The organism is Kangiella japonica (assembly GCF_039523535.1).
Lineage (GTDB): Bacteria > Pseudomonadota > Gammaproteobacteria > Enterobacterales > Kangiellaceae > Kangiella > Kangiella japonica.
In genome coordinates this window covers 258,829-276,243 of the sequence record NZ_BAAAFM010000001.1, presented here as the reverse complement: position 1 = coordinate 276,243, position 17,415 = coordinate 258,829, and the positions used below count along the sequence as shown (strand labels likewise).

Genomic DNA, 17,415 nt, shown 5'->3' with positions numbered 1-17,415 from the left:
TCAGTCAGTTCGCTCAGGAATGGCTGAGTCGCAGGCTTGAGGATCGCCATTCCAGTTAGTTTGAAAGACTGTTCCTTGGTCGTTATAACCGACCTGGACGGTGCAATAGAGATCTTTTTTACCACCAAAAAGGGTAGTACCAATACTTCCAAAGAAGTTTCCCCCAAAACCACCGACACCAATATTAAACGAGGGACGGTTTTTAATTTCACGGGTATTCCATTCGGCATACTTTTTGCCATTAATCTCGCGATCAGCCGTCGGCACACCCCACGTTTGAATCAATGTATCGATTTGCGCTCCCTGCCATGCAGATAGCTTAGTGTCTACTTCGGCAGGCTTAATGCTGGCGCAACCGACGCTAAGAGATGCGGTTATTGTGGCGATGACTAGAAGTTGTAGCTGACGCATAATGGCTCCTATTTGGTCTTTTTGTACTAGATATGTAAATTTACATAGACTTTGATTATAAATTAACAGATTGATCTGGAGTTGTCGTTAAAATTTGTAAAAGCAAGTACTTGATTTCAGACGCATGCTTGTTAGTTTGAGACCTTATTAATACAATACTGATGTAATTCATGACTCATATACGGGGAACAAAGATGTCTACAAATAATGTAGCAGAAACAGCAAAAGAATCGGCGACCGAAGCAGTAGAAGGAATAGGCATTAGTGTCGAAGAAATTTCGGGCTGGCCGGAGCTGGCTATGGACTATGCCATGATTTACTTACCTAAATTGGCGGTTGCTTTAGTTATTCTTATCATCGGTTTGATCTTAATTAAGGTCTTACTTGGTGCTATGAAGAAAATGTTTACAATCAAAAACTTCGATACGACTTTACAGTCTTTTTTATTAAGTTTTACCGGCATACTATTAAAAATCATCCTCGGCATCACGGTTATTAGCACCATGGGTGTGCAGATGACCACCTTTGTTGCGTTATTAGGTGCTGCTGGTTTAGCCATTGGTATGGCCTTATCGGGCACACTACAGAACTTTGCGGGTGGCGTTATGCTACTGATTTTCCGTCACTACAAAGTTGGTGACTGGGTTGAGATGCAGGGGTATTCGGGAACAGTAAAAGAGATTCAAATCTTTAACACTATCCTTAAAACACCGGATAATAAGATCATTATTATTCCGAACTCACCAATCTCAAGCGACTCATTAGTTAACTATAGTGCTGAGCCTAAGCGTCGTGTCGACTTTAAGCTTGGAATTGGTTATGACGATGATATTGATCAGGCAAAGAAAGTTATTCTCGATGTGATCAAGGCTGATGAGCGTGTTCACAAAGACCCTGAGCCTTTTATTGCGGTGGCTGAATTGGCTGATAGCTCGGTAAACTTTACGTTACGTGTATGGGTTGATAGCGGTGATTACTGGCCTGTGTATTGGCACAACCTAGAAGCTATTAAGAAAGCACTGGATTCGAATGGTATTTCAATACCTTATCCTCAAAGGGATGTTCACTTGCACCAAGTGGAACAATCTTCTTAGAAATCTTTCCTTGTGTTAAAGGCGCTCCGGCGCCTTTTTTTATGGCTGAGCAAAAGAATTGATGCGAAATTAGGTGAATCTAGTGACTAGAATATGTACAATTGGCGCCCGTTTCGCTGGGATATCATTTCTTAGCAAAACCACCGAACTGTCACACGTTAGAGAAAAGATTTATGCAAGTACATTTGAATGCTTTGGGTTGTCGCTTAAACGAAGCTGAGTTACAAAACTGGGCTACATCATTCCAAAAAGTGGGCTATTCATTAGCGGCAACGCCTGAAATGGCTGATTTAATTGTACTCAATACCTGCGCTGTGACTTCAGAAGCTGCGCGTAAATCTCGCCAAACCGTCAGACGTTTCCACCGCGCAAACCCAGGAGCACGCATGGTTGTGACGGGCTGTTATGCATCGCTAGAACCTGAAAAGCTTGAACAAATCATGGGTGTCGACTTGGTGGTTGATAATTCGGATAAAGATATTCTTGTTGAGAAGGTTAAAGACGTTCTCGATATGCCGGTAATGCCTGAGTTTGCGACTCAACCAGGTGAAAGCGCTCTATTCGCTCGGAATCGTGAAAGAGCATTTATAAAGATTCAAGATGGGTGTCGTTATCGTTGTACTTATTGCATTGTGACTGTTGCGCGTGGCGAAGAAAAAAGCCGTAGCATTGATGACCTGATTGAAGAAATAAATAACCTTTATTCGCAAGGCGTTCAGGAAATAGTGTTAGCTGGTGTTCATGTTGGTGGTTATGGTTCAGACATTGATTCGAGCCTTTATGAATTGGTAGAGAATGTACTTCAACGAACTGAGATGCCGCGAATTCGCTTTGCTTCGGTCGAGCCGTGGGATCTTGGTGAGAACTTCTTTGAGCTTTTTGCTAACCCCCGCTTAATGGCGCATATGCATTTACCAATCCAAAGTGGTGCAGATTCTGTGTTGCGCCGCATGTCACGTCGTTGTCGCACAGAGGACTTCCAGGAATTGGTCAATCAAGCCAGAACCCAAGTCCCTGGTTTTAACGTGACAACGGACGTTATCGTCGGTTTTCCTGGTGAAACGGATGATGAGTTCGAGCAAACAATGCAATATATTGAGCAGGTGGGCTTTGGCCATATCCATATCTTCACTTATTCGGATCGCGAAGGTACAAAAGCTGCTCGTCTACCTAACAAAATTAGTAAAGACGTTAAAAAAGAGCGAAGCCGTCGATTGCATGAATTGGCAGCAAAGCTAAAAGCGCGTGAATTAGAGGCGCAAGTAGGGCAAACGGTTTCAATCCTATGGGAAAGCTCGAATCAAACTAATGAGGATGGAACTCAACGTTTCCACGGTTATACGCCAAATTATCACAAGGTGGCCGTCGATGTAGCGCAAGGCTTAAGCCCGGAGCGTTTGATTTTATCGACAAGACTAACAGCTGTAGATATCGAGCAGGGGACTTTGGTTGGGGAGATTGTCGAACCGATCCCGGAGGCGCCTCAAGAATCGGCAATCAAAATTACCCAGTTGGATTAATTGTTAGCTTTCTGAGTTAGCAATATTTTCGATATAGGGCTTCGCCACGTCATTGATGGCTTTTAGCTCTTGTAATAGCTCGCTGTGAAGGTCGTCTAGCAAGTTGTACTGTTGTTTTTTAAGCTTCGTTTCATACTGACTGCTTAGGCTTTTTAAGCGTGGTGTACCAACATAACAGCTAGCTCCGTGTAACTTATGGATCTGTTGTAATAGTTCATCAAAGTTCTGAGCTTGATAGGCTGCGTGAATCACACGACCAGTCTCGTGATTGGAATCAACCATCATCTTGAGCATATCCTTTGCAAGGTCTTCCTTATTATTAGCCAGCTTCAGGCTGAGCTCCCAATCCAATGTTTTTTCTTTGTCGAGTGGCTCTGACTTGTGCTCTTGGTTGTTAGTGTTTAGCGTGACATCTGCTTGTGTCCACTTTAATAAAACATTAACTAGATCTTGCTCAGAAACCGGCTTAGTCATGTAATCATCCATGCCAGAGTCGAGCAGTATCTCGCGCTCGTTGGCCATCGCATGTGCTGTCAACGCAATGATTGGAGTGGCCTGGTTGGTAGCATTGGCACGAATCGTACGAGTTGCCTCTAGACCATTCATCTCAGGCATCTGAATGTCCATTAATATGGCGTCATAGACTTTATCTTTACTGAGAGACACCGCCTGCATACCACTTTCGGCGGTATCGACTTTAATATTGAGATCCTGCAATAAGGTTGCTACTAAGCGTAAGTTTGCTGGGTTATCATCCACAGCCAAGACATAACTGTTTTTTAGTTTTGATACATCCTGTGGTGCTGGTGATGGTGCTGTGAACGTTTCTGCTTTACGTGGTTTACTGGAGTGTAGCAATTCAATCAACGAATTGTATAAAGCACGGTAAGTAATCGGCTTCTCCATGGCACGAGATACACCTAAACTGCTTAAGTGCTCTAAGAAATCGACATCGCTAGATGTGGTGAAGGTAATTACTGGACATTTCAGCTGACTATTAACTATCTCGCAAATATGCTCAATGCGTTGCATGCGGCGTCTAAAGCGTTGTCCACCGATAATGATGAGGTCGACATTTTTCCCGCTTTGGGTGTAGAGATCGACTTCAGTCATGAGATCATCAATTTTTTCAAAGCTTCGAACCTGCATTTGCCAATCTTCAAGCATTTGCGTTAGTGATAGCCTCGTCGCTGGGTGTGGGTCAAAGACTAGTACCGATTTAGCTGCTAAGAATTCACCCGTAATACCGTCTTCTGGCAATGATTCTGCGCGCTCGCACTGAAGCGTGAACCAGAAGGTAGAGCCTTCTCCTTCGGTACTGTTGACGCCAATATTACCGCCCATCTTCTCTACTAACGACTTTGAAATCACCAAGCCAAGACCTGTACCACCGAATTCACGCGTAGTACTACTATCGGCTTGAGAAAAAGCTTTGAATAAGTTGTTTTGTTGCTCACGGGTTAAGCCAATCCCTGAGTCTTTAACTTCAATTTTTAGCTTTAAGCCTTTCTTACCCTCGGATTCGACCTCTGCATACAGTTCGACACTTCCGGATTTAGTAAACTTAACCGCGTTATTCAAAAGGTTAGTGATAATCTGCTTGATTCGGATAGGATCGCCGAGCAAGGCTTTGGGAACATCTGAATAAATTAGAGAGACCAGCTCAATACCTTTCTTCGATGCATTTGGGCCAAGAATTTTAAAGACATCATCGACACACTCTCTTAAATCAAACGGATAGCGCTCAAAGGACATTTTTCCCGCTTCGATTTTGGAGTAGTCTAAAATGTCGTCGATGATTGAAAGCAAGCCAGACGCAGAGCGCTTAATATCAAACAAAAAGTCTTTTTGCTTATTGTTAAGTTCCGTTTTTAGTAGCAGATCGGTGAAACCAATAACGCCATTCATAGGAGTCCGAATCTCATGACTCATATTGGCCAGAAACTCAGTTTTAATACGACTAGCTTCAACCGCTTGTCGTCGAGCAATATCGAGTTCTAGATTGTTAACCTCAAGAGTTTCAAGCGTTTCTCGCAAGTCTTCGGTGGCTTGGTCAACGGCTTGTTGCATCTCTTCTTGGTTATGCTCCATAGTTTCGGCCATCAGATTAATACCATCCTGAAGCGTTTTAAGTTCAGCACTTGCATTTGAGCTAATTCGAGTATCGAGCCGTCCATCCTTAATTTTATCAACACCTTTTGCCATGCTGACGATAGGCTCTGTCACGCTGGAAGACATCCTTCTTGCTAAGTATCCGCCAATCAATAAGCCTAAAAGGCTGATAAGAACAGTGGTGAAAATTGTGCTGTAGCGACTAAGGAGTGAGAAATCTTTAGACATTAGTACTGAGACATAACCTAGGATTTCTGTATTATTCTTGACGTTGGTACGCCAGGACTCGTGATCTTCCGGGAATTTTGAAAGAATTGGAGCATGGAAGAGCATTCCATTGTCGTGTTTCTCCATGCGTGCATAGCGCATCAAGCTGGTTTGCGCGCCAATCTTCGTTAGGTCGTGCGGACTATTGATGCTCATGGTAGACAAGAACTCGGCTGCACCAACTGAGGTCAGAATACGGTTGTTCTGGTCATAAATGGCGACAGCTAATAATTCCTTGTCGTTATCTCGCGCCGCTTGAGCCATTTCTTGCAGGGTGGAGTTATCCAGCGTAATAATGCCGTACTCACTAGCCAGTGCTAAATGGGTAGCGATGGTTTTACCCCGAGAAATAAGGGACTCTTCACTATCTTCGATATGATTATTGATAAAAACAAAGCCTAAGAGCAGGCAAGCTAAAAGCGTTGGCGTTATTGCCAAAGAAAGAATTCTTCTACTTATTCCCCAGTTTTTCATGGTGTTTGCATCTTCCCATCGCCCATAGTTTTTTGAATTAAGTCCAAGGTTTCAATTTTTCGCATTAGCGCACCGACTTTTAAATCATCATACCCCAGTAAACGTGCAATTTTCCGATTAATTGAAATCGAAAAGCTTGCTGGGTATTGGTAAGGCAGAGAAACGGTGTCATTTAAAATCTGATTATATAGAGCCGCGCCTTGTTTACCAATATTATGTGGCTGGGTAAATAATGTTAGCATTGCTCCCTCTTTTAATACACTTTCAGAGTGCGCAATCACAATAATACGCTGACGATAAGCATTAACTAAGATTGATTTTCTAACCTTACCCGGTCGAAATACATAATCACTTTCTAAAATGATCACAGAGCAACAAAGGCTCAGTTGGCGTATGGCATCACGACCTTTACGCTTTGGCTCAACGATGACAGGGCGGTAACTCAGATCGTAAAACCTTGCTAGACGCTCAAATTCTTGAATTTGATCCTTAATTTGAGGCGAGACAAAGCTACCTATCTGCGCTTGATAAACGTTCAGACTTTTCGCCAGTTGCACGAATCTCTCTGTCGGTTGGGTATGGGTTATGGCGTAAATATTGTCGCGCGGATGTTGGCGTAATTGTTGCAGGAGATCCTTGCTTAACATCATCGCTAATATCGGCGTAGATAAACCTAAATCTTTAATTTTGTTAAACGAGTCATTGCCAATAGCGATAATTAAATCTGGCTGATTAAGCTCGAGCTGTTGTTGCCAGTCGCTTTGTCTTTGCCAAAATATAAGTGTCTTGGTGACCTCAACATTAAACTCTTCAAGTAAGGTTTGGCGAAAAGAGTAAAGTAATGCTCTTTCTTGTTGGGTTGAAAAAGGGCTTAGAACATTAACCTTAACTACGGTCGGCGGCTCGACATGCTCAGCGATACTTGGGAGTGATGCTGCGCAAATCAATAATATTAGTATAATTTTTAATAGATAAACCGCAGGTTGCAGCACTAAACGTATGGAACTCAACAACGAAATCTCCAAGCTTTTTTACGATAAAATCGTTATACTACGGGGGCCTTTGTAGCCTAATCTACCTTGCCAATGTGGCTGAGGCAAGAACAGCTTCTTATAGATTAAGCGAATAAGATACATAAACATAAAAATTGTAGACGAGATAGCGGTGACATGAATTTATTTGTATTTGATATCGAAACGATTCCAGACGTTGAAGCAGGACGCTTGCTCAATGATTTTAAGGGGTTAAGTGACGAAGACGTGGTTTCTGCCATGGAGCACTTACGAGTGCAGCAGTCGGGCACAACGTTTCAGCCGCTATACTTGCACAAAGTCGTCGCCATTTCGGCAGTTTTTCGTCACGGTGATAAAGTAAAAGTGTGGTCACTCGGCGAAGAGGATGCTGATGAAAAAGAAATCGTTCAGCGGTTTTTCGATGGTATTGAACGCTTCGCGCCGACCATCGTGTCCTGGAACGGCTCCGGCTTTGACTTGCCGGTATTGCATTACCGAGCCATGAAAAATAACGTAGTGGCGCAGAAATATTGGGACACAGGCGAGATTGATAACCAATTTAAGTGGAACAACTACATCAGCCGCTACCACAATCGCCATATTGATTTAATGGATTTGCTGGCTCTATATAATCCACGAGCGAACGCCCCTTTAGACAAAATTGCTTCGATGTTAGGCTACCCCGGTAAAATGGGCATGAGCGGTGCCAAGGTTTGGGAAACCTATCACCAAGGCAACCTTAAGGCCATTCGCGATTACTGCGAAACAGACGTTCTCAACACCTATTTGGTGTATTTACGCTTTGAAGTGATGCGAGGCAACATGACCGAAGATGATTTAGCCGCGGAAGAGAGCTTCCTGCAGCAATATCTGAAAGAAGAAAACAAACCACATTTTAATGAATTTTTAGAACACTGGAATGGCGAATAAGCCCATTCTGTTTTAATTGTAATTTTTAGCGACAGTTAGCAAAAAAGAGACCGAATTTAATGGCAAGAAGAAGACGTAGAAAGGCATTACCCAAAGATCCCGTCCGTACGGAAGTCCATGCCTTTTCACACGAGGGCCGAGGTATTGCCTCTGTCGATGGTAAGACTGTATTTATTGATAATGCATTGCTTGGTGAAGAAGTATCCTTTATCTACACCGAAAAACGTGGCAAGTTTGATGAAGGCGTGGCCGAAGAAATTCATGTAGCATCAGCCGATCGAGTTACGCCACCCTGTATTCATGCCGATATCTGTGGTGGCTGTAGTTTGCAGCACATGAGCAATCCTGCGCAAATTTCCCACAAACAGTCAGTTCTAGTCGAACAGCTTAAACATTTCGGCCAGTACGACTTAGCTAATGATGATTATGAGCTAGTCGAACCGATGCAGGCCGACGTTTTAGGCTATCGCCGTAAAGCGCGTCTAGGTGTTAAGTTCGTGCCGAAAAAAGGCGGTGCGCTAGTGGGCTTCCGTGAAAAGCGCAGTAGCTTCCTCGCCACAATTGATTCTTGCGTGGTGCTAGACCCAAGAGTCGGTCAGTTAATTACACCGCTTAAAGAAATGATCTCAGAGCTCGACACCAACAACAAAACTGCACAGCTTGAAGTTGCCATGGGCGACGACCAAGTAGCGCTGGTGGTGCGCCATTTAGAGCCTCTAACCGAGAAAGACCATAATATGTGGGTCGAGTTTGGTAAAGAGCATGGACTTTATATTTATTTACAGCCAAAAGGCCCAAAAACCGTTCATAAGATTTACGGTCCAGAAGACTCTTCTAAAGAAAATCCTGATTGGTTGAGCTATAAACTAGACCATTACGGAGTCGAGTTACTGTTCCACCCAATGGATTTCACCCAAGTCAACGCCAGCATTAATGAGCAAATGGTCAAGCGCGCCATCGACTGGTTAGAGCCGAGTAAAGACGACCGAATCCTCGACTTATTCTGTGGCCTAGGTAACTTCACAATCCCTCTAGCGACTCAGGTACAAAACGTCGTAGGTGTTGAAGGTAGTGAAGAAATGGTAGAGCGTGGTGGCATGAACGCCAAACACAATAATCTCGATAACGTAAAATTCTACGCCGCTGACCTACAAACTGACTTCACCCAAGAAGAATGGGCCCAAGAAGGCTTCAACAAAGTCCTCATCGACCCACCAAGAAGTGGCGCGCTAGACGTTGTGCAAAACATCGCACGCTTCAACCCAGAGCGCATTGTCTATGTCTCTTGTAACCCAGCAACACTGGCTAGAGATAGCGGTGAGTTAAAGGAAAGAGGGTATAAGTTGGTAAAAGCTGGAGTTATGGATATGTTTCCGCATACGGCGCATACAGAATCCATCGCCCTATTTGAAAGGGCCTAAAATCACTTTATGCTTTGGTAAAATTCAAAATTGGATTGGTCATGTACCTAGCGTAAACTCCCGCCCCAATTTTGAATTTTGCCTCGCCTAAAGCAATTTTATATCCCTTTCAGTCAAATTCGTCATTCCGTGGTTTAACCACGGAAGCCAGTGACGTTATAAAAGTTTAAATAAACCCTCGAAGGCGTTTCACTTCTTCGAGGCTATGCTTGCTTTGATTATTACTCATCGGTAAACCACAGAGTTTTAGTTATATCTTTTATTGATTTTAGTGAAGTTCCTGTGGTTACCAAGCAGTGAGACTCGTCTCTAATTAGACGAAGGAATATCGGTGTTCCTTTGTTTTTATCTTTTAAGTGAAACTCCATATAACTAACTCCATGCTTCTTTCGGTTCACTGCTAACTTCTCGCCTGTTTCATCGACTGCATTCGTAAAAAACTGAATATCGCAGCTCCAATTAATAGTTAACTCTATGGTGCTTTTGTCTTGATAAATACAATCAAGCTTAGAGCCTTCGATAAGGGCATTATTTTTGTTAGGGATCACCATCCAGCAGGTTTCAGGTAACTCAATTTTTTTATCAAATATAATCACCTCAAGTGATAAAGCGCGAAACGGTAGGAGTATTGCGAATATTAGAAGCAGTTTCTTCATTCTTTTCCTTGGTTACCTTTATTCCATTAATTAGATGGTAAGATTTTAAAGTCAATAGGCTTTTATATACAAGTTTCTAAAATAGATATTTCACTGTTGGTAAATGATGTAGTTAGCCAAAACACGAAATAATAAGTGTGAGCTCGATTAGCTATAGCGCACCACAGGCACTTCCTTCGGTCGTAATAAAAGTCAGGTTGTAATTGTTTGACTCGAACCTCGAAGTCACTGAGTTCCTTCGAGGCTACGCTTGCTATTGATTATTTCTAGAGCAAACAAATGAAACCAAGTCATATTTGCTTGAGCCATTAACTAAATTTGCCCACTGAGTTTTTTTGTATATTTTAATATTAGATTGCTTGTTTTCTCCGTAACCTAAATCTTGATACCGTTTAGCCTTACAATCAATTCGTGTAATCGAATACCCATGACTCATAGAGCTTACGCGGCTATGTGTTGAACGTAAAAATTCACCATCTGCTTCTACAGAAATAAGATAATACTTGGCGCTTTCTTGGCTACTTCTAGGTATTAACTCACCTTCTGGTGTTTTTGTTGAGTTAGTGTTGGATGACTTAGTGCTGTCGTCCGTGCAAGATAAGAAAGTTAGTGAAAGAACTGCAAAGAACATTGTGTAAGTTAATTTCATAATCTCTCCATTTATTTATAATTAGATATATTATCCGATTTAGTATGTAACACTTTAATATTGTGAGGCTTTTTATACAAGTTACCTAATTCCCCAATAATATGTAGGACTATATAAGCTTGCTCCAACTACCCCTTAAAGTTAGCCGAGTGAGGAAAAGTTATAGCGTAATTTGGTAGGTGACCGCAGGGAATCCCCTTGGGGGATAGCCCAAATTAGTCAAAACGAGACAGGAGGTCGAGTTTGACGGCGCGTGAGTAACTTTGGTGAAGGAGGGGAGTGCGAAGCACCTAACGCTTGGGGTGCCTTTCTTTTGGTTACTTTTCTTGGGCACGCAAGAAAAGTGACTAATAAACTTAGTTATTACACAGCTGAGATTGCCGCGTCGCCTAACGGCTCCTCGCAAAGACGATATTCGTAGAACTAGGTTCTGTCTCTGAGGGGTGAGGAATAAACAGAAAAGATGACACTGAGATTGCCACGTCGCCTACGGCTCCTCGCAAAGACGATACCTACAGTCAATAAAATGCAAACAAGTATTAACCCAATAATGACAAAATCTGAAATATCCCATTCCTCACTTCCATTAAATTTTTATACTGCTACTATATTTAATTCATGGATTTGATGCCCGAGCTGTAAGGCTTTTCTGTAGTAATCACGCAAGGTCGGGAGCGTTATAAGACGCTGCAATGGGGGTTATTACAAGGTGTGTATGTTTTACCATTGCGGGTGTTCTAGTCAAAAATCTTAAGAAAAATAATAGTTTACTAATACAAGAAATATAGCTATGAAGCGTAAAGAACACGATATATTCGAAATAGTCGATTCAGGTAACTTTAACTTTGAACAATGGTTAGAGCTGAATGAGTTGTCGTTGTCGGACAAGGCGGTTGCAAAGCTGAGAAAAGCCGTTGAGCTTGCTCAGAAAAACGTCTCTACGACACCGATAATTCGCTTAAATACTCTAGCTGCGGGTTTGGAGTTGGCTGAGGTGTTGACGCATTTCAATGCGGATTCGGATACTTTGATTGCATCGGTGCTATTGCCGTCGGTTATTAGCCAATCGCTTGATCATGAAACGTTAAAAAAGCACTGCGGTAATAGTATCGCCAACTTAGTGCTTGGTGCGGGGCAAATGGAGGCGATGCGCAGCTTACAGCAATCGTCTGGCGCCGGTAACGATGATCAGCAGGTAGAAAGCCTAAGAAAAATGCTACTGGCAATGGTTAATGATGCTCGTGTTGTTTTGCTTAAGTTAGCTGATCGTGTGGTGACATTACGTCACATTAAGAATGCAGATCGTGAACTGCAACTTCTTTTCGCTAAAGAAACCGATGATATTTTCGCGCCACTGGCCAATCGATTAGGTATCGGTCAACTGAAGTGGGAGCTTGAAGATTTAGCATTCCGCTTTCTTGAGACGAATGCTTATAAGACTATCGCTAAGAGCTTGCGCGAGAAGCGGGTGGATCGGGAACAGTATATTCATGACGTTTTGGAGCTTTTGAACAAGAAGCTGTCGGCGGAGTCGATAAAAGCCGATATTACCGGTCGTGTAAAGCATATTTATTCGATCTGGAAGAAGATGACTCGCAAGAATGTGAGTTTTGAGGAAATTTACGACGTTCGTGCGGTTCGAATTTTAGTGGACAAGGTTCAAGACTGTTACGCAACGTTAGGGATCGTTCATGGTAGTTGGCAGCATATTCCTAAGGAGTTCGATGATTATGTGGCGACGCCAAAAGAAAACGGCTATCGTTCGATTCATACGGCGGTCGTTGGGCCAGAAGGGAAGGTTCTAGAAGTTCAAATCCGTACTCACCAGATGCACGAAGAGGCTGAAAAAGGTATCGCGGCACACTGGGCATATAAAGAAGGCACAAATCTGACGCGCGTCGGTGTGGACGAAAAAATTGAGTGGATGCGACAACTGCTTGAATGGCAAAGTGAGCTTGCAGATACGGCGAGCGATGACTTGATGCAGGAATTTCAAAGCTCTGTTGCTGAAGATCGTATTTTTGTATTTACGCCACAAGGCAAAGTGATTGATTTACCGTCGGGCAGTACGCCCATCGACTTCGCTTACCGCATTCATACCTCTGTAGGACATCGCTGTGTTGGGGCAAAAGTTAAAGGTCGTATCGTGCCTTTGACCTATAAGCTCAGTACTGGCGAGGTGGTAGAAATTATGACAAAGGGTGAGGAGTTGCCAAGTCGTGACTGGCTAATTCCTTATAATCAATACATTGGTAGCCCAAGGACGCGAAACAAAATTGCACAATTTTTTAATAAACTGGATAAAGAAGATAACGCGAATGCGGGCAAAGCTTTGCTTGAGAAAGAGTTAAGCCGAGCGCACTTAGCGGATGTTGACCATCGTGAATTAGCCCAGCGTCTACACTTGGCCAGTGAGCAGGAGTTGTATATCAAAATCGGCTCTGGTGATCTTGGTATCATGCAAGCCTTAAACCGCGCAAAAGAGTTCAAAGAAGTTCAAGAGCCACGTCGCGATATCAAGCCGACCTTGCGCCAGAAGACGAAGCGCCAATCGTATAATGATATTTCGGTGTCTGGGGTTGGCGACTTGCTGACGCAGATTGCCAAGTGCTGTAAACCAGTTCCAGGCGAGGAAATTGTCGGTTATATCACCAAAAGCCGTGGTATTATGATTCACCGCAAATCCTGCACACACATAAAGAAAGCGAATGTCGGAAGACCTGAGCGACTGATCCCAGTGAGTTGGGAAGGTAAAGCCACCAGCTCTTATGCGGTGGATTTACGAATCAGCGCGATGGATCGTAAATCACTACTGAAAGATATTACGACTATATTGGCTAATGAGCAGGCGAGTATTACCGATTTATCGACACATAGAAAGAACGAGCAGGTAGAGCTATGGATTGAGGTCGAGTTGAGCCAGATCGATGACTTGAACCGAGTGATGACATTAATTAGACAGTTACCGAATATATTTTCGGTTGAACGTAAAACGAATTAAACCGATGACACATACTCAAAGACTACTCGACATCATGCGTACGCTTCGTGACCCTGAGCAAGGCTGTCCGTGGGATAAGAAGCAAACCTTCGAAACCATTGTACCCCATACGCTGGAAGAAGCTTATGAGGTTGCCGATGCCATTGAAAAAGGTGATATGGCCGAGCTCGAAGGCGAGCTAGGGGATTTATTATTCCAGGTGGTTTTCTATGCACAACTGGGAAGCGAGCAAGACTTATTTGACTTTGAGTCGATTGCTAAAGCCATGTCAGAAAAGCTCGTACGGCGTCATCCTCATGTCTTTTCAGACATGTCTTTAGAAAATGATGCTGCGATTAAGCAAAACTGGGAAAAGCTGAAGCATCAAGAGCGTCAAACCAAGAATCAATCCAACACCAGCTTACTGGATGATTTACCGAGCAGCTTTCCTGCCTTGTCGCTTGCTCAAAAAATCCAGAAGCGTGTGGGGCGTCATGGTTTTGATTGGCCTGATATCAACGGGGTTATTGAGAAGTTGGAAGAAGAGGTTGCTGAGCTCAAGGAAGCCATAAGCAAGAAAAATAGAGCTCATATCGAAGAGGAGCTCGGAGATGTTTTGTTTAGCTGTGTGAATTTATCGCGCCACCTAGAGCTCGATCCCGAGACTGCTTTAAGAAAAAGTTGTCGTAAGTTTGAAAATCGATTCCGTCAATTAGAAATCCTTATTGATAACGATGGCTTAACCGTGGACTCCGCCAGCCTCGAACAACTTGAGCAAGCCTGGCAAAAAGCTAAAAAACTCAGCACAGAATCTTAGCGAACAATCTTAGGTGTCGTTGGCTTCGGCTTTTCATTGATTTCACCTTGCCACCTTAGGTAGCTTGAACTCGCCCTGACAAAACACCGCAAGTTCGTGTAAAACCAGGGGCCTGTGTGGTTAGTAACATGTAGAGCTTGGATTGGATCACCGTGTTCAAGGTGTGCACGAATAGGGAAGTTGGTTCCTGGACCCGTTCGGCAGTTTAGGTGATTTGAAGGGTTGCTTAAATGAACCTTGTACGAGCCCGTACTTTTTAGGTTTTTTGCACTAGCAGTGCTAGCAAATAAAATACATACCGCGGTAAAACTACAAACTAAGCATTTCATCGTTGTTAAATCCTTTTCAAAGCCTTAAGTAAGATAGGTATCTCCGAGTGACTTTTTTAGCAATTGAGTGCTTAAAAAATTACAATATAAGACATACCTTCCAGAAATTAATATAACTTCTAGTCTCTGTGGTTTAACTTTGCGATAGTTTTTCTAGTGTATTCCGGCAACAGTTGAATGACAACTGACGGTATTTTTTACACTGGGATTACTTTTGGGCTTTGGCGATAATACGATCGAGATGGTTCGCAAACTTCATGCGATCGCTTTGGCTGAGAGGTGGTGGGCCACCACTTTGAATGCCGCTGGAGCGAAGCGTTTCCATAAAATCACGCATCGTCAGTCGAGCTTTGATATTTTCTTTGGTGAAAAGCTCCCCTCTAGGGCTGAGGGCAGTACAGCCTTTGTCGATGACCTCGTTTGCAAGCGGAATATCGGCGGTAATAACTAGATCGCCTTGATTTGCTCGAATGACAATTTCATCATCAGCTACGTCAAAACCTGCGGGAACTTGTATGGACTTAATAAATGGCGAGGGTGGAACTTTAATAAACTGGTTTGCGACTAGGCACACATGAAGCTCAGCTCTTTGCGCTGCACGAAACAAAATTTCCTTAATAACCACCGGACACGCGTCCGCATCGACCCAAATCTTCACTGTAAACCCTATTATGTTGGCTGACTGTTAACTCGATATAATGATATAGAAAACTGCGCCTAATGTCTTTCACACTGTGAAGTGATGACCGGCAAAGAGCGAGCACCGTGATGTCATAGATAATCTAATCATCTAAAGCTCAAAATAGTTAAAAAGTCCTCGCCAATCATCGGACCTTTTTGATATACTATTTTCCCGTCCTGGGAGTCCTTTCTTCTCTACGACATACGTATGTAAATAAACCACTTTAGTAGTGGTGAAATGCTTTGTTATTTATTTGAAAGTTAAATAAAGCATTAAAAATCAAAGAATTAGGTATTATTAATCGTGAAGCAACTTTGCTGGCATTTAAGCCGCAATCCTGTTTTGCGGTTTGTTGTATTTAGTAGTTTTTAAAACGTTCAAGTGTTGGATTAGGCTTATGACCAAGTATGTATTTGTAACCGGTGGTGTTGTTTCTTCTTTAGGTAAAGGGATCGCGGGCGCTTCAATGGCGGCTCTATTAGAATCGCGTGGCCTTAACGTAACTATGATGAAGCTTGATCCTTACATCAATGTTGACCCAGGAACCATGAGTCCCTTTCAGCATGGAGAGGTTTTTGTAACCGACGATGGTGCTGAGACTGACCTTGATTTAGGTCACTATGAACGTTTCGTTCGCAATAGCATGAGCCAGCGCAATAACTTTACGACAGGTCGAGTCTACTCGGATGTATTGCGTAAAGAGCGTCGTGGTGACTATCTCGGCGGTACTGTGCAGGTAATCCCTCACATTACTGACGAAATTAAGCACAAAATTATCGATGGCGCGAAAGGCGCGGATGTCGCCATGGTTGAAGTTGGCGGTACTGTTGGTGATATTGAGTCGTTGCCATTCATGGAAGCGATACGTCAATTGCGCTTTGAAGTAGGTAAAGAAAACGCCATGTTTGTTCACCTAACACTATTGCCTTACATTGCGGTAGCGGGTGAGTTAAAAACTAAGCCAACTCAACACTCAGTAAAAGAATTACGCTCGATTGGTATTCAGCCTGACATGCTTATTTGTCGTTCTGATCGCGCCATTCCAGCCAGTGAAAAAGCTAAAGTGGCTTTGTTCACTAACGTTAAAGAGAAAGCGGTTGTATCGCTACAAGACGTAGATAGCATCTATCGAATCCCTTCAATCTTATTGAATCAAGGCGTGGATCAACTGATTTGTGAGCGTTTCAAGATTGATGCGCCAAAAGCAGACTTGTCTGAATGGGAAGAGGTTCTTTACCGCGAAGCGAATCCAAACGGTGAAGTTGATGTGGCTATGGTCGGTAAGTATATGGAACTTACCGAAGCCTACAAGTCATTGACGGAAGCTTTAAAGCACGCCGGCTTACATAACCGTCAGCAAGTCAATATCCACTATATAGACTCTCAAGATGTTGAAAAGCGTGGTGCAGATATCCTAAAAGATATGGATGCAATTCTGATCCCTGGTGGGTTTGGTGAGCGTGGTGTTGAAGGTAAAATTGCCACAGCTAAATTCGCACGTGAAAACAATATTCCATACTTGGGCATTTGTTTAGGTATGCAGGTTGCTGTCATTGAGTACGCTCGTCATAAAGCCGGCCTTAAAAATGCTAACAGTACAGAGTTCAATGCGTCTACTGAAAACCCAGTTGTGGGTTTAATAACAGAGTGGGTTAACCGTGATGGTTCGACTGAAGAGCGTACTGATGATTCCGATTTAGGCGGAACCATGCGATTAGGCGCTCAGCCAGCAGACGTTAAGCCTGGAACTAAAGCGCACGAAATCTATCAAAGTGATGTGATTAATGAACGTCACCGTCACCGCTATGAAGTGAACAACAACTTGCTGCCACAGCTTGAAGATGCAGGCCTTGTGGTATCATGTACTTCTAGCGAGAAGAAATTAGTAGAGATGATTGAACTGAAAGACCACCGTTGGTACGTCGCTTGTCAGTTCCATCCTGAGTTCCGTTCGACGCCTCGTGATGGTCATCCACTATTTAGTGCATTTATTGCTGCAGCCAAAGATTATCGCTCTGAAAAACGCAGCGACTAAGCTTTAGGTTTATTAAAAGCAACCT

Annotated in this window: 13 protein-coding genes; 7 read left to right on the top strand and 6 right to left on the bottom strand. The window is 43.2% G+C overall.

Annotated features, from left to right (window positions below):
• Positions 1-411: a hypothetical protein gene (locus tag ABD128_RS01250; RefSeq protein ID WP_343985416.1), complete on the bottom strand. Its 411-nt coding sequence runs from the start codon at positions 409-411 to the stop codon at positions 1-3.
• Positions 412-710: 299 nt separating this feature from the next.
• On the opposite strand from ABD128_RS01250, the gene ABD128_RS01245 reads away from it, so the two are divergent.
• Both ABD128_RS01245 and mtaB read left to right on the top strand, forming a co-directional pair.
• Positions 711-1,505, top strand: coding sequence for a mechanosensitive ion channel family protein (locus tag ABD128_RS01245; RefSeq protein ID WP_425545670.1), 795 nt, complete (start codon positions 711-713; stop codon positions 1,503-1,505).
• 173 nt (positions 1,506-1,678) lie between these two features.
• On the top strand, positions 1,679-3,025 hold the full coding sequence (gene mtaB, locus ABD128_RS01240) for a tRNA (N(6)-L-threonylcarbamoyladenosine(37)-C(2))-methylthiotransferase MtaB (RefSeq protein ID WP_343985412.1): 1,347 nt from the start codon (positions 1,679-1,681) through the stop codon (positions 3,023-3,025).
• A gap of 3 nt (positions 3,026-3,028) precedes the next feature.
• Here mtaB and barA read toward each other — a convergent pair whose 3' ends face one another.
• Positions 3,029-5,878 carry a two-component sensor histidine kinase BarA gene (gene barA, locus ABD128_RS01235; RefSeq protein ID WP_343985410.1) on the bottom strand — a complete coding sequence of 950 codons (2,850 nt, stop codon included), beginning with the start codon at positions 5,876-5,878 and terminating at the stop codon, positions 3,029-3,031.
• The gene (locus tag ABD128_RS01230; RefSeq protein ID WP_343985408.1) at positions 5,875-6,891 is read right to left on the bottom strand and encodes an ABC transporter substrate binding protein; all 1,017 of its coding nucleotides are present in this window, start codon (positions 6,889-6,891) and stop codon (positions 5,875-5,877) included. The genes barA and ABD128_RS01230 overlap by 4 nt, the downstream gene beginning before the upstream one ends.
• A gap of 156 nt (positions 6,892-7,047) precedes the next feature.
• On the opposite strand from ABD128_RS01230, the gene ABD128_RS01225 reads away from it, so the two are divergent.
• Both ABD128_RS01225 and rlmD read left to right on the top strand, forming a co-directional pair.
• Positions 7,048-7,821: a 3'-5' exonuclease gene (locus ABD128_RS01225; RefSeq protein WP_343985406.1), complete on the top strand. Its 774-nt coding sequence runs from the start codon at positions 7,048-7,050 to the stop codon at positions 7,819-7,821.
• A 59-nt stretch (positions 7,822-7,880) separates the two neighbouring features.
• Complete coding sequence (gene rlmD, locus ABD128_RS01220; protein ID WP_343985404.1) at positions 7,881-9,242, top strand: 23S rRNA (uracil(1939)-C(5))-methyltransferase RlmD; 1,362 nt, start codon at positions 7,881-7,883, stop codon at positions 9,240-9,242.
• A gap of 221 nt (positions 9,243-9,463) precedes the next feature.
• Here rlmD and ABD128_RS01215 read toward each other — a convergent pair whose 3' ends face one another.
• Positions 9,464-9,898, bottom strand: a complete 435-nt coding sequence (locus tag ABD128_RS01215; protein ID WP_343985402.1) for a hypothetical protein — start codon at positions 9,896-9,898, stop codon at positions 9,464-9,466.
• Between the two features lie 253 nt (positions 9,899-10,151).
• A complete protein-coding gene (locus tag ABD128_RS01210) occupies positions 10,152-10,547 on the bottom strand; it encodes a hypothetical protein (protein ID WP_343985400.1) in 396 nt (131 codons plus the stop codon).
• A 790-nt stretch (positions 10,548-11,337) separates the two neighbouring features.
• On the opposite strand from ABD128_RS01210, the gene relA reads away from it, so the two are divergent.
• A complete protein-coding gene (relA, locus tag ABD128_RS01205) occupies positions 11,338-13,548 on the top strand; it encodes a GTP diphosphokinase (RefSeq protein ID WP_343985398.1) in 2,211 nt (736 codons plus the stop codon).
• A gap of 4 nt (positions 13,549-13,552) precedes the next feature.
• Entirely contained in the window at positions 13,553-14,344 is a 792-nt protein-coding gene (mazG, locus tag ABD128_RS01200; protein WP_343985396.1) for a nucleoside triphosphate pyrophosphohydrolase, read from the top strand.
• A 537-nt stretch (positions 14,345-14,881) separates the two neighbouring features.
• Here mazG and ABD128_RS01195 read toward each other — a convergent pair.
• Positions 14,882-15,331 (bottom strand): YaiI/YqxD family protein, encoded by a 450-nt coding sequence (locus ABD128_RS01195; RefSeq protein ID WP_343985394.1) that lies wholly within the window; start codon positions 15,329-15,331, stop codon positions 14,882-14,884.
• Positions 15,332-15,752: 421 nt separating this feature from the next.
• Between ABD128_RS01195 and pyrG the strand changes: the two genes are divergently transcribed.
• Complete coding sequence (gene pyrG, locus ABD128_RS01190) at positions 15,753-17,390, top strand: CTP synthase (protein ID WP_343985392.1); 1,638 nt, start codon at positions 15,753-15,755, stop codon at positions 17,388-17,390.
• Positions 17,391-17,415: the final 25 nt, after the last annotated feature.

What these genes read in the sequence shown, in the direction of transcription:
- ABD128_RS01250 (WP_343985416.1), bottom strand. Translation starts at nt 411, where the DNA reads ATGCGTCAGCTACAACTTCTAGTCATCGCCACAATAACCGCATCTCTT.
- ABD128_RS01245 (WP_425545670.1), top strand. Translation starts at nt 711, where the DNA reads ATGGACTATGCCATGATTTACTTACCTAAATTGGCGGTTGCTTTAGTT.
- mtaB (WP_343985412.1), top strand. Translation starts at nt 1,679, where the DNA reads ATGCAAGTACATTTGAATGCTTTGGGTTGTCGCTTAAACGAAGCTGAG.
- barA (WP_343985410.1), bottom strand. Translation starts at nt 5,878, where the DNA reads ATGAAAAACTGGGGAATAAGTAGAAGAATTCTTTCTTTGGCAATAACG.
- ABD128_RS01225 (WP_343985406.1), top strand. Translation starts at nt 7,048, where the DNA reads ATGAATTTATTTGTATTTGATATCGAAACGATTCCAGACGTTGAAGCA.
- rlmD (WP_343985404.1), top strand. Translation starts at nt 7,881, where the DNA reads ATGGCAAGAAGAAGACGTAGAAAGGCATTACCCAAAGATCCCGTCCGT.
- ABD128_RS01215 (WP_343985402.1), bottom strand. Translation starts at nt 9,898, where the DNA reads ATGAAGAAACTGCTTCTAATATTCGCAATACTCCTACCGTTTCGCGCT.
- ABD128_RS01210 (WP_343985400.1), bottom strand. Translation starts at nt 10,547, where the DNA reads ATGAAATTAACTTACACAATGTTCTTTGCAGTTCTTTCACTAACTTTC.
- relA (WP_343985398.1), top strand. Translation starts at nt 11,338, where the DNA reads ATGAAGCGTAAAGAACACGATATATTCGAAATAGTCGATTCAGGTAAC.
- mazG (WP_343985396.1), top strand. Translation starts at nt 13,553, where the DNA reads ATGACACATACTCAAAGACTACTCGACATCATGCGTACGCTTCGTGAC.
- pyrG (WP_343985392.1), top strand. Translation starts at nt 15,753, where the DNA reads ATGACCAAGTATGTATTTGTAACCGGTGGTGTTGTTTCTTCTTTAGGT.